Origin of the sequence: Leptolyngbya sp. BC1307 (assembly GCF_002286735.1) — a bacterium.
Lineage (GTDB): Bacteria > Cyanobacteriota > Cyanobacteriia > Phormidesmidales > Phormidesmidaceae > Phormidesmis.
Map to the genome: position 1 here is coordinate 1 of NZ_NRTA01000079.1, position 11,327 is coordinate 11,327.

13 protein-coding genes and 1 pseudogene are annotated in these 11,327 nt (G+C 53.1%); 3 read left to right on the plus strand and 11 right to left on the minus strand.

Annotation, left to right across the window (positions count from 1 at the left end):
- From CKL79_RS21030 to CKL79_RS21075, 11 genes and pseudogenes are all read right to left on the minus strand, one after another.
- Positions 1-293: pseudogene (locus CKL79_RS21030) on the minus strand (hypothetical protein); the annotation flags it as partial.
- Between the two features lie 254 nt (positions 294-547).
- Positions 548-1,330, minus strand: coding sequence for a superoxide dismutase (locus CKL79_RS21035; RefSeq protein ID WP_121971514.1), 783 nt, complete (start codon positions 1,328-1,330; stop codon positions 548-550).
- Between the two features lie 637 nt (positions 1,331-1,967).
- Positions 1,968-3,125 (minus strand): hypothetical protein, encoded by a 1,158-nt coding sequence (locus CKL79_RS21040; RefSeq protein ID WP_240519015.1) that lies wholly within the window; start codon positions 3,123-3,125, stop codon positions 1,968-1,970.
- Complete coding sequence (locus tag CKL79_RS24025) at positions 3,026-3,442, minus strand: hypothetical protein (protein ID WP_240519016.1); 417 nt, start codon at positions 3,440-3,442, stop codon at positions 3,026-3,028. The genes CKL79_RS21040 and CKL79_RS24025 overlap by 100 nt, the downstream gene beginning before the upstream one ends.
- Positions 3,443-3,628: 186 nt before the next feature.
- Positions 3,629-4,291, minus strand: coding sequence for a Na(+)/H(+) antiporter subunit B (locus CKL79_RS21045; RefSeq protein ID WP_121971505.1), 663 nt, complete (start codon positions 4,289-4,291; stop codon positions 3,629-3,631).
- 2 nt (positions 4,292-4,293) lie between these two features.
- A complete protein-coding gene (locus CKL79_RS21050) occupies positions 4,294-4,908 on the minus strand; it encodes a DUF4040 domain-containing protein (RefSeq protein ID WP_121971506.1) in 615 nt (204 codons plus the stop codon).
- Positions 4,901-5,179, minus strand: coding sequence for a monovalent cation/H(+) antiporter subunit G (locus CKL79_RS21055; RefSeq protein ID WP_121971507.1), 279 nt, complete (start codon positions 5,177-5,179; stop codon positions 4,901-4,903). The genes CKL79_RS21050 and CKL79_RS21055 overlap by 8 nt, the downstream gene beginning before the upstream one ends.
- Positions 5,176-5,412 carry a hypothetical protein gene (locus CKL79_RS21060; protein ID WP_121971515.1) on the minus strand — a complete coding sequence of 79 codons (237 nt, stop codon included), beginning with the start codon at positions 5,410-5,412 and terminating at the stop codon, positions 5,176-5,178. Before CKL79_RS21060 ends, CKL79_RS21055 begins: the two co-directional genes overlap by 4 nt.
- Before the next feature lie 23 nt (positions 5,413-5,435).
- Entirely contained in the window at positions 5,436-5,837 is a 402-nt protein-coding gene (locus CKL79_RS21065; RefSeq protein ID WP_121971508.1) for a cation:proton antiporter, read from the minus strand.
- Positions 5,834-7,291: a cation:proton antiporter gene (locus CKL79_RS21070; protein WP_121971509.1), complete on the minus strand. Its 1,458-nt coding sequence runs from the start codon at positions 7,289-7,291 to the stop codon at positions 5,834-5,836. Before CKL79_RS21070 ends, CKL79_RS21065 begins: the two co-directional genes overlap by 4 nt.
- The gene (locus CKL79_RS21075; protein ID WP_121971510.1) at positions 7,288-7,629 is read right to left on the minus strand and encodes a cation:proton antiporter subunit C; all 342 of its coding nucleotides are present in this window, start codon (positions 7,627-7,629) and stop codon (positions 7,288-7,290) included. The genes CKL79_RS21070 and CKL79_RS21075 overlap by 4 nt, the downstream gene beginning before the upstream one ends.
- A 610-nt stretch (positions 7,630-8,239) precedes the next feature.
- On the opposite strand from CKL79_RS21075, the gene CKL79_RS21080 reads away from it, so the two are divergent.
- From CKL79_RS21080 to CKL79_RS21090, 3 genes are all read left to right on the plus strand, one after another.
- Entirely contained in the window at positions 8,240-9,811 is a 1,572-nt protein-coding gene (locus tag CKL79_RS21080; protein WP_121971511.1) for a DnaJ domain-containing protein, read from the plus strand.
- A gap of 495 nt (positions 9,812-10,306) precedes the next feature.
- Positions 10,307-10,963 (plus strand): helix-turn-helix transcriptional regulator, encoded by a 657-nt coding sequence (locus CKL79_RS21085; protein WP_121971512.1) that lies wholly within the window; start codon positions 10,307-10,309, stop codon positions 10,961-10,963.
- Positions 10,964-11,015: 52 nt separating this feature from the next.
- Positions 11,016-11,291 (plus strand): hypothetical protein, encoded by a 276-nt coding sequence (locus CKL79_RS21090; protein WP_205879170.1) that lies wholly within the window; start codon positions 11,016-11,018, stop codon positions 11,289-11,291.
- Positions 11,292-11,327 lie beyond the last annotated feature (36 nt).

Sequence of the window (11,327 nt, forward strand, 5' to 3'; positions counted from 1 at the left end):
TCAACCACGCCCCGATAGGAGCTGTGGCAGATCAGCACCAACCCCAGCATCAGCTGGTACAGCCAGTTCTTGGTCACCGGCAGATGGAACAAGACGTCATCACCTGGGGACGGCACAAACGACTCATCTAGGGCTTGCTGAGCTTTGTCGACCTGCTGGCAAACGAACTTCCGGCTGACCTGGTGCTCTGCTGCTAGATGACTGATGGGGACTGATCGGGAGAGTGCCTGTATGCCAAGATTTTGACGAACTTCGGGGGATAGACTGGCGGCAACGGAAAGGGTTCGGCTCATGGATTGCGATGGCGACGCCCGCTGGAAGCGATCGCGGTGGAAGGAGGTGGGCAACCACTCAGCCTACCTGATTGCTCCCAAAGTGTGACCCCGAATCAAACCACGCCGCAGGGATTTAGGAATGCTCTGTAAAACGCTAAAAATTCTCACGGTGCTGCCTTCTTCTTTCATCTACAATCGCTCGGGCCACAGCTTGGCCTGGGGCAAACGGCTGTTTGCCCCTATAGCGTTGGGGGGCTAACGTTCTGCCGCCATTAGTTGGTCTGCTGGGTGGCTGCCTGGTAGCGCCGATTGATCTCGGGCCAGTTCACCACGTTCCACCAGTTCTCTAGGTACTCGCCGCGCTCGTTTTGGTAACGCAGGTAGTAGGCGTGCTCCCACACGTCGTTGCCCATGATCGGGTACTGCCCGTCCATGATCGGGCTGTCTTGGTTGGCAGTATCGACAATTTCGAGGTCGCCGTCGCCGTTGCTTACCAGCCAGACCCAGCCGCTGCCAAAGCGATCGCTACCGGCTTCATTAAACTGCGTTTGAAACTGGTCAAAACTGCCAAAGGTTTGCTCAATGGCCTGGGCAATTTCGCCTGTGGGTTCACCGCCGCCCTCGGGGCTCATAATCTGCCAAAAGATGGTGTGGTTGAGGTGGCCACCGCCGTTGTTGCGCACGGTGGTGCGAATGTCTTCGGGGATGGCATCTAGGTCGCTCAGCAGTGCTTCTACGCTCTGGCCCTGCAGGTCGGGGTAATCTTCCAAGGCCTCGTTGAGGTTGTTGACGTAGGCGGCGTGGTGCTCGTCGTGGTGCAGCCGCATGGTTTCGGCATCAATGGCGGCCTCTAGGGCGGCGTAGTCGTAGGGCAAGGGCGGTAGCTCAGCCGGGGTCGCCAGCAGGCGATCAGGGTAGGCGATCGGGCTCACCTCAGACTGATTGGGGGCTGGGGCATCTGTTTGGGCCTGGGGCACATCCTGGCAGGCCAGCAGCAACATCAGGGCCGCCATGCTACACAGCAGAAACTTAACCGGACGCGTCAAACGTTTCATCTCGTTAATCTCGAATCGAAGTTTGCAGTAAAAAACAGAGTTTAGAGAGTTCAGAAGACAGGGCTCAGGAAAGTCCTGGGCTTGGGGGGTGAGGCGGCCCGCGGCGATCGCACCCCGTTTGGTCACGACCTCAGCCGACCGCGACCGGAGTCAGGGGAAGATGAGCGAAACAGTCCTAGGGGTGGAGCCAGGGCCAGCCCTACCTCTTACTTGTTAATGGGGAACCAGCTCAATCGTTACCTATCGATGGGCTGAAGCCAGCCGGAACTCTCTCCAAAGCCATAGATGGTCGATACGACAACCCAACGCTTCTAGCCATTGGGCCAGTTCGTGGTTGCTGTTGTGCCAAAGAGCATAGGCCTAGAGCATAGGCCTGCCCATCCTGGGTCAGGGTGAGATTGGTCTCGGGGTTAAAAACGTACCCCGCCGCAATTTGTCGCTCAAAGCGGGTGCCTAGATCGGCGATTAGCTGGCCAGTTTGGGCCCCAGAGGCAGCAAAGCTCAAAAATCGAAACCCCTGAGGCTCAGCGATCGCCCAAAATCGGCATGGTGCAAAATTGGCCGTTTTCGGGTAACACTGGCACGACAAATTAGGCCATCATGACGATGATGGTCTGGCTCTCATTGGCGTTTCTAATTAGGCCTGTTGGCAGCGATTAAATCCGAGGAGTTCTAACCAATGGGGATGACGTTCTCCCGTCATTAATTCCGTTGGACTCTTGCCTACCCGCTCTTCACATTCACTGCGCAAGAACCGACGGGAATTCAGAAAGAACTGTAGGAGACTGAGATAGTCAGGCCCGAGTTGCTTCCTGAGGAAAAAGTAATTCCGTAAACGAGAATTTAGATTTTCGACCATCGAACTGGCTCTAGGCGTCTGCTTCATCGCCGCTTGGACGGCTTCGTAGACGGGATGGAATTGTCCAGATAATTTTTGGTGAAGCTGATTCCAGGCTTGCCAGTAAGCGTTGGAAGTAGGCTGTTTGCGGAATAGCAGGCACATCTCCCGCACCCGATTGAGCGGTGTTTTCAGGTTCTGAGCAATGTCAGCAAGCTTGTCGTCGAGCACCTGAGCAAACCCCAGAATGTCGTCTCGCTGATTCTGTAGCGCCTTGCGTAGAACGCGCACCTGCTTGCGGCCCATCCCTTCTCTGCGCTGGAGTTCTGCCACCACAAAGTCATAGAGTTCCTGCCGTTCTGTGAGTGCTGGGCCAGCCAGTTCCAGGACGTCGTGGTTTAACCACTGGATGAGGGTTTTGACATCTCGTGCCAGTGAGGTCGCGCTCGACTCATACTGACGAGCTAGGGTCAGTTTTTTAGAGACGCGATTGCCTTGCCCCTTCTGTTGGGCAATCACCATCTTCTGCTCCACGTCTTGGCGGCGGGTAGTGGCCCCTATCGCCTGACGTATGAGACTATTCGAGACGGTCTGACATTGATGCTGAAGGTGGAAAACATCGCCATGACAGGGTATCGCCTCCCCAAACGCCGCCTGATGTCCTGCCCGCAGTCCACTGCCAGCATCGGCGATTGTCCGCGTCGGCGCGAGGCCTTGGTCTACCGCATCCAGCAAATGGCAGCCCCAGGTATCGGCATCCCGATACTCAGCCAATTTCAACAGATAGCAGTACGTCGAAGCGCCATCCATCCCCACCAGCACTGGTCGATGGACCTGAAAAATTTCGTCTCGCAAATCTATTTCAATCGACGACAGGTCTTGAGCCGCATTGATCGCACTGGCTTGCTCTGCTGCGGTATTGAGACGGTTGCGAACCGTACTGGCACTGATAGCCACGTCAAAGACGCCCGGAGTAACTCGACGACGCCTCGCAACGAACTATGGCAAATCAACACGAGCCCGAAAATCAATTGAAACAGCCAGGCTTTAGTGATCGGTAAGTGAAAGAGGATTTGCTCGTCAGGCGCAGTTGGCTCGAAGGATTCGTCCAAGGACTGCTTCGCCTGGTCGCTCTGGTCATAGACAAATTTGCGACTGACTTGGTATTTAGTAGCCAGATGGCTGATGGGTTTTGACTTGGCCAGCGCCTCAATCGCGATTTGCTGGCGAGTCTCGGGGCGCAAGGTGGCGGCAACTGAGGATGCTGAACTCATGAGTTGGATCTCGCAAGCGGTGATGACAAGCCTTGAGTATCACGGCTCTACGTCACCCCCAGACAACCCAGTTGGGTGCCGTGCAAGGCTAAACTTTTCATCACAAAGTGTTACCCGCTTTTGCACCGAGCCCTTATTTCTCAGGCGGAATACCAAAGGCAACAGCAGTCTTAGCTGATATTGACCTCACAAAAGGCCCCGATAGCGAATAAAGACCAGAATAGCGGCCCAAGACCCTAGCGCTACTTTGATAGCGACTAAAACGTTGAGTATAGGAATCCAACCGCCGCTGAGCAGGGTGCCTAGCTCCCGATGAGGCAGCTCTATGCCCACCAGCGTTAGCAACGCCAGCACAATGAAAATCAAAACAGAGATCTTCTCCCACATGGCGGCATGCCAGCGATGATAAATGGCCTCCATCCACTCCGATGACGAGGTAATGGCGACCAGTCCGATGGCTGTGCCGCCAGCGACCCCTGCTGCAAACCCACCGCCTGGGCTCAAATGCCCCCGAATGGCCAACTCTACGCTGACTAGCGCAGCAATCGTCGCCCCTAGCCGGGCCAGCACCACCGAGGGATGATCGGTGAACTGATAGACCGTCGGCGAGGGCTGTTCGTCGGCTAGCAAGAACCGCACCCCCATAATTGCCAGGGTAAATACAACCACTTCAAAAATCGTGTCATAGAGACGGTTTCTAAAAATGATGCCGGAAACAGCGTTAGGGACGCCGCTCTCTTGAACCACGGCGTCTACAATTGCTAGCTCGGCTGAGTCCATCGCTGGATTTGGGAAAACCAGCATTTTGATGTACAGCGCGATGCCTGCCGCCACATAGATCCACTTCATGGCTAATCTTCTACTGTGGTAAGTGTGTCTAGTTGGGGGCTGTCAGTTTGGCTGGCGATCGCTGAGTTGACATAGGTGAGCTTGACCATATCTGGTGGCAGTTCAGCCTGCATAATGTCGTAAAGTCGCCGGACTCGGGTCTGAAGATGTGAGATCTGCCTGTCTGATGAAAAAACTCTCTCTCTTTCCAGATCAAGCGGCACTGAGAGAGCGGTATGAATCTCTCGATTGGCCAGTGCTGCGCTCAGAGTGGCCCTGCTTGGATAGGGCACCAGTTCGAGTTGCATGTGGTATTTGCGTAAGCGTTCGCGTAAAGCGGAAAGGATGGGTTTTACTGTCGCAGGCTCTGCCTTCGAGTCAGCGTCTAAAACGCCGAGTTTCATATTCAGTGACGAGCGCACCGCTACCGCATAGAGGGTAATCGACAGCATGGTGCCCACGAGGGCTTCGGTTAGGGCAACATCGGCTGCGCCAAAGAGGGCGTAGACCAGCGCGGCGATCGCTCCCAATATTCCCCTGACTACCAGCGCATGGTAAGGATTTACCTGGAGCACTAACAGACAGGCCGTCAGCGGCAGTAGCGCGGTAATCGCAATCAAATAAAAGTCTTCAGACATTGCGCCCTCCATCTGTAGAACAGTAAGCCAGCACATACCCCAGCACCGTATTCCAAATCGCCAGAGAGATCAGAGCGAAAATAAGCAGCGGCCATTCTTCAGAGATTTGGAGCAAGAGCCCCACGACAATAGCCATAGAACCCAGCGTATCGGCCACCGATAGGCTGTGCAGCTTGAATAAGACAGAACGGTGACCGACGAGCGGCCAGGTTCCCCAAAACCAAAAGACAATGCCCACACCAAAACAAAGCGTGCTAAAGAGATTAATCATAGTTTGTTCATCCGTCTCATCAGATGAGCGAGCAGCATTAACGAGGCGTTACCCAAGCTCAAGATCAGTACGCCAACCACGCCGATCATCCAGTCGCCGCGCAGCACAGAAACCACCAAAATCATCATAGATGTCTTAGTAGAGATACTGGCAAAGGCCAACATTTTTTGCCAGATATCTTCATCCTGACAGGCTTCATAAATCGGGATCAGCAGCGCTACAATCATGGCCATGAGCAGCCAGTTTAAAACCTCACTCACGGTCTGCGCCTCCGCTTTACCCAGTGAACTTCGTTTTGGCCATCCGCGTGACGCCTGACGACAATCGTTTTTGGCGTAAAGGTGACCAAGAAAATATCTAAAAAGATCAGTCCGGGAGTTCGGTGCGATTCGCTAGGTTCCAGCGTAATCTCCTCCTGCTCGTGAGGGTGCAGTATCATTTCAAAGGCCTCAAAATAGGCTTTAGGAACAGCCACCACAATTTTCCATAAGATTTGCAGCCAATCTTTGAAGATGTCTGGTGCTGCATAAGATCTGGCCCCAAATTTGGGCAGCAGCAGCGCCAGGCTGACGCCAATGACAATATTGGCTAAGCTCAGATCGGCTGTCAGCAAAAACCAGATAGACAGCCGCAGCAGTAAGTCTCGATAGCCGATCATGCCACCACCATCCAAAACAACAGCGTTAGCATCAGGCTCATGCCGCCAATTAGATGTTCAAACTTCTCGGCAGCACGGGGTAGCTGAATAGAGAGTTTTTGAAAGATTAAGAAGTAGGCGAGCCAGCCAAGGGCAATCGTGACCAGGGGTTTGACAATATTGGTGAGCGTATAGGCTTCGTAATAAAGACCGTTGGCCAGCACTAACCCGCCCAGCAAGAGCACAATCGCGGGCCAGAAACCAGGCTTTGGATTGGCTGTGCTGTCGTCGTCGCTGGCTGTACGGCTGTGGGGTAGAAAAATAAATTTAGCAAACGAAATCGCAGTGCCGAGGGCGGCCACGTTCATGCCAACTACTTGCCAGGGCACCAGATTTTTTGTTGTTAAAATTTTGGCACCAAAGCCAGAGAGCAAAGGGAAGCCGGAGATAGAAAAGCTGGCGATCGCTAACACCACCCAAAGAGAAGTCGGTATTGGGTTTTTCTTGAGTACCTTAATGTCTCGGCTCGGTAGATTACCCACCGTGAGAAAGAGAGCCGCTTTTACCAGACCGTGAGTCAGAGCGTAGAATCCACCCACGGCGGGCGCGGCCATGATAAAGCCAAGCTGAGAAATGGTGCTAAAGGCGAGTATGCGCTTGGTATCTTGCGCTAAAACCGCGTAGCCTACGCCAAATAGCGCCGTAGCAACCCCAAACAGACGCACAATCGGATCGATTTCAGGCACCATAAAGGCGAAACGGACTAAAGGGAAAACGCCCGTTTTTACAACAACACCTGACAGCATTGCCGATACGGGCGTATCAGATTCGGAATGGGTGAGCGGTAGCCAGAGCCCCGAGACAAAAATGCCGCCTTTGGTGAGCAGACCTAAGAAGATGAGGGCGATCGCCTCCGTCGGGGCTCCCCGCAAACCCGTAAACGCAAACGAATGATGGGTCTGATAGACCAGCGCTGTCCCCATTAAATAGAACAGCATGGCCGTATTGCTAACAAAGAGATAGCGCAAGCCCACCCAAATAGAGCGGTCAGTCCGGGGATAGGCAATCAGCAAAAAGGCAGTAACGCCAATGACTTCTAGCGCTACATACAAACTGATCAGGTCAGCGCAGACAAACACGGCATTCACGCTGCCGTGCAAAATGATGGTTTGCGTATAGAAGAAAGCGGTCTTTTGACTGCGCCAGCAGTAGAGCACAACGGCGGCTGTAACAATCGCGTTGGTTAAAATAAAGTAGCCGCTCAGCTGATCGATCAGCAGCGTTACCCCGAAGCTATCGACCAGCTGCAGGCTCAGCGAAGAGGGCTCAAAAATTCGCCAGAGCCCGTAGCCTAGCGAAACCAGCGAGACGGCCAGCGCTAGCAGGCGAGCCAATCCTGGCAGCAGGTAAATACTAAACCCTACAAACAGCGGCAGGGCAATCCAAAACAGCGTCAGGGAAAGTGTCAGGCTCATGGACTGTTACTCTCCTCAATCTCGCTGCATTCTAAAGTCGGGTTGTTCCGAGAGAGCTTCATGACGCCCACCAGCATCAGCGCCTGAATTGAAAAGCCAATTACAATTGCTGTTAAAATCACCGCTTGAGGTACCGGATCGGCGTAAGCTACTGGCTCAGGCTGCGAAGCAATCGGCGTAAAAAAGCCGCCTTGCGCCGCTATTAAAACGTAAAAAGCAATCACGCCAGTGCTCATCACGTCCATTGAGATAATTTTCATCATCAGATTTTTTTTCAAGATAATGCCAAAAAATCCACACAGGACGGTGGCAAAGATGCAGGCTTCTAAAACAGACATGGCAAGCTAAATAGCGGGTTCTTAAAAAGAAGTCGGTTTTCTGGAGCTATAGATAAAAATCTATTAAAAAATCAAATCCATTGATAAAAGTCTACACAAAAATGAGTAAAACTGAGTTATTTGCGAATAACCATTTTCAATAGAAATTAAAGTTAATACTTATTGACCCGGAGAATTAGACTTAAGAAATGGGTAAAGCGCGTTTGTTCCTGACCTCGCCCTTGGAAAAGAGAAACCCAACGGGAACTGCTGACCATCAAGGGCTGTGGCGTTGTTTTTTAGCCTTTATCGGGTGTACGTTGGCGCGATCGCTAGCTCAGATCAACCTCTTCGTAATATTCTACATATCGATACTGCCGCTGGGGTGATGTTGCTTGCGCGGATACAGCAGGGCAAGTTGGTATAGAAAATGACAGCCATAATTGCCTGAAACTGTATATAGCCCGCCTGAGAAAAAGTGAGTGGATTTGATGTGGCTGGCATGTATATCTGAACAATTGGTCATAAAGAAACCCGCTAAAATAATCCTGAGCAGTGGGTTTTCGATAGAATTTATAGTTCCTACTGTTTTTTCGTCGCCGCTTTTCCCCTGTCCATAAGCTTTGCTTACATGTCTTCTTCTTCCGGTGACTATTACCGCCGCCTCCGCTTGCCTCGAAATGCCAGCCGCCGAGACATCAAAGCCGCGTTTCGCCGGCTAGCGCGGCAGTACCATCCTGATCTGCACCCTAACCAGCCGGGGGCAGCAGTCAGATTTCAGGCGCTGCAAGAAGCGTACGAAGTCCTTATAGATCGGGTGCAGCGTCAGCGTTATGACCAGAGCCAGCAGGGGGCTGATAAACGCTCGGCTAATCCACAAACGCCTTCAGACTTCTACATTCGCGGTGTGCGCTACCTGCTAGCGAGCCGTCACCGGGCCGCCCTGAGCGACTATACGCAGGCCATCAGGCTGGATGACCAGTTTGCAGAGGCTTACCTGCGCCGGGCTGAGGTGCGTTACGAGCTAGAAGATGATTCGGGCGTATTGGCTGACTGCCAGCAGGCGATCGCCCTCAACCCTACCGAAGCTAAAACCTACTACTTTCAGGGGCTCGCTCGCTACCGGCTAGGCTATGTGCAAAGCGCGATCGCCGCTTTTACCGAGGCAGTGACCTGTGACCCGGACGACGCTCAGTATTGCTATCGGCGAGGGCTAGCCTATCAGGATCTTGGCGATCTGCACGAGGCGGCTAGAGACCTGCGGCGAGCGGCGAAGCTCTACCGTGAGCAGGGAGACCTGGCTAACTATCAGCGGCTCCAGGTGTATCTCAAGCCGTTTGGTACTGCCGGACGATCCCGGCCTATCCGGTTTTTGGGCGGTGTGGGTCAGCGATTGGCGGCGCTAGTACCAGGTCGGGGGCGACCGCGATCGCGCCCAGCCGACGCGCAGGCCGACTCTTTAGTCGAAAGGCCCCCGACTCGCCCGACCAATCGCACCTCGTCACGCCGTACCCCCTATCAGCGCCGCTGGCCGCTATCGCGCTCTTCAGAGCAAACCCGCTGGGCTAAAGGCGTCAGCTCCCGGCCCGGCCCGCATGAGCCAGTTGCCCGGCGACCAGAGCGGCGATCTCTGGGGCTGATAGCGGCACTGCAACTGCTGAGCAACCCCGCTGGCGAGATGGTGCCACTTTACCAGCGGCTATCTTCCCGGCAGGCTAGCTGGGCGGGCTACAGTTTGGCTGTGCTGGCTAACCTGGCTTTTGTGCTAAGCACGATGGCACATTTCCCGACTCAGAGCTGGCTGCTGGCTTCCTACCTTTGGGCTGCGGGCGGGCTGATGTATGTAGCGATGGTGCTGACGGTGGCGATCGCTCGCGCCGGCTGGCGCATTCGCAGCCTGTGGGTAGCTCACGTCTATGTACTGGGCATCGCAATGGTGCCTTTGGGCCTATTGGCAGTCGTCAGTGCGATCATGCCAGTCGTGATAGCGCAAAGCGTACTGCTGCAAAATGTCTGGGTGATTTCTGGGCTGATGGCGATCGCTGTTCTATGGGCCTTCTCTCATGCGCTGCTGACGCTCTACATCGGTTTGGTAAGAATCCATACATTTCCTGAGCGGGTCTCTGCCTGGTTTGCACCGGTTGTCTTAGCTTCAGGCATAGCAGCCGGTGCGGGCACCTGGATTGCTTTAGCCGTCAGATAAGCTTGCTGAGAGAAAGCGCTGCTGCAACAGTTTTCCAGCTTTAAGCAATCTTTCATCAGAGTTGTTGCGAAGTGGTAGAAAGAACGGGCCAAACACCCTCTTACCCCCCGTTTCGTCCTATGCAGCCTGTAGATAGTGGTTATAGCTACTTTAACGCGCTATTTCGCAACAGGTCTAGTATCTATGGTTTTCTCCGCTGGCTGTGATGCTTTAGCGCAGGCAAAATAGGCATTAGTTTAGGAACACTTCATCAACCAACCAAAATTGATGAAGCCTGATCCAATCTGCCCGTAAATCCAGGGATTATGTGGGCACTATGGAAACACTGATGAAGCTAAGGACGTTTTGCTAGAACTTCACAGCAACCGCCTTACTGCTAGCAGCAGGGACGATTGAAGTTGCCAGAATGCGAATCTTCAACCGACCCAACTAGCACCTTGGTCAAAACAGTCAGTGCAAATTAACACGTATAAATACTTAACAAGAGGGCATCACATGGGTAAAAAACTTTCGCCGCTGTACGCAGAAACGCGCATCCTGCTAGGTCTTTGGGCTTTAGACACGTCGGGCTATGTCTCTAAAAGCAGCTTTGTCCCCAGCTCTAAAGGGAAGGCATATTCAGACGCCCTAGCTCAGCTAGAGCAAGACGAATCACTGTCTTTCCAAGAAAAGAAAAATAGAAAGGTTTACACGCTGACTCCTGCTGGTGAGCATCGACTAGCGAAAAACTTGGCTGATGAAGAATTCGCTTTTACGACCAATATTGGGCCAAAGGTGACTAATGCGCTGCTGAAGAGGCTGCGGCAACGGGGCGAGGTCGCCGAAGCTGCTCAAACTAACGGCAGAGCCAACAGCAATGGCAAAGTCGCCGAAATTGGCTCTGCTGAAGCCTTTTCCAAGGTTGTATTAAAAACATACGATCGACTGAACCAGGACTACAACTTGAATGACTTGGTACCGATCTATCGCCTTCGTAGGGAGATTGGTGATCAGGTTTCCAGATCAGAATTCAATGAGTGGCTGTTAGACGTGCAGGCAAACGACCTGGTACAGCTGACTGGCGGAGAAATGCCGAATATCACTCAAGACCAGCGCGAAGACTCCCTCTCGATTCCGGGTGGTGGAATGCGCTTTTATGCCAAACGCCTTTAAACGCCCAGCCCCACTTTCTGCTCCAGCTATCTCTCTCATTAAAATACCAATCATGGCATCTAAAGTTTCATCTTCAGAGGCGCTGATGGCAGCGCTTCAAGCTAACAACCCATTCGAGAAGCCCCCAGTCGTTAAAGAGCAAAATATTTGGGGAGAGTCCTTCCCAGACGTTGCTAGCCTGAACGCACACGCTTCTGATGCTGTCTTTAAAGCTTTAGACAAAGTCAGGTCATCAGATTCGAGCCTGGATAAACAGCAATTCCAAATTCCAACTAACGGACAGTGCTTGCGAAGAAACGTATCAGCCGTTCAGCGAGAAATGGAGTAAAGTTCACAGCAGCCCTAATCCGCCAGGACACAGCCG

Excerpts from the sequence above, each read along its gene's own strand:
- CKL79_RS21075 (WP_121971510.1), bottom strand. The coding sequence starts at position 7,629 with ATGTCTGTTTTAGAAGCCTGCATCTTTGCCACCGTCCTGTGTGGATTT.
- CKL79_RS21070 (WP_121971509.1), bottom strand. The coding sequence starts at position 7,291 with ATGAGCCTGACACTTTCCCTGACGCTGTTTTGGATTGCCCTGCCGCTG.
- CKL79_RS21085 (WP_121971512.1), top strand. The coding sequence starts at position 10,307 with ATGGGTAAAAAACTTTCGCCGCTGTACGCAGAAACGCGCATCCTGCTA.
- CKL79_RS21035 (WP_121971514.1), bottom strand. The coding sequence starts at position 1,330 with ATGAAACGTTTGACGCGTCCGGTTAAGTTTCTGCTGTGTAGCATGGCG.
- CKL79_RS21090 (WP_205879170.1), top strand. The coding sequence starts at position 11,016 with ATGGCATCTAAAGTTTCATCTTCAGAGGCGCTGATGGCAGCGCTTCAA.
- CKL79_RS21065 (WP_121971508.1), bottom strand. The coding sequence starts at position 5,837 with ATGATCGGCTATCGAGACTTACTGCTGCGGCTGTCTATCTGGTTTTTG.
- CKL79_RS24025 (WP_240519016.1), bottom strand. The coding sequence starts at position 3,442 with ATGAGTTCAGCATCCTCAGTTGCCGCCACCTTGCGCCCCGAGACTCGC.
- CKL79_RS21055 (WP_121971507.1), bottom strand. The coding sequence starts at position 5,179 with ATGATTAATCTCTTTAGCACGCTTTGTTTTGGTGTGGGCATTGTCTTT.
- CKL79_RS21060 (WP_121971515.1), bottom strand. The coding sequence starts at position 5,412 with ATGGCCATGATTGTAGCGCTGCTGATCCCGATTTATGAAGCCTGTCAG.
- CKL79_RS21045 (WP_121971505.1), bottom strand. The coding sequence starts at position 4,291 with ATGAAGTGGATCTATGTGGCGGCAGGCATCGCGCTGTACATCAAAATG.
- CKL79_RS21050 (WP_121971506.1), bottom strand. The coding sequence starts at position 4,908 with ATGTCTGAAGACTTTTATTTGATTGCGATTACCGCGCTACTGCCGCTG.
- CKL79_RS21080 (WP_121971511.1), top strand. The coding sequence starts at position 8,240 with ATGTCTTCTTCTTCCGGTGACTATTACCGCCGCCTCCGCTTGCCTCGA.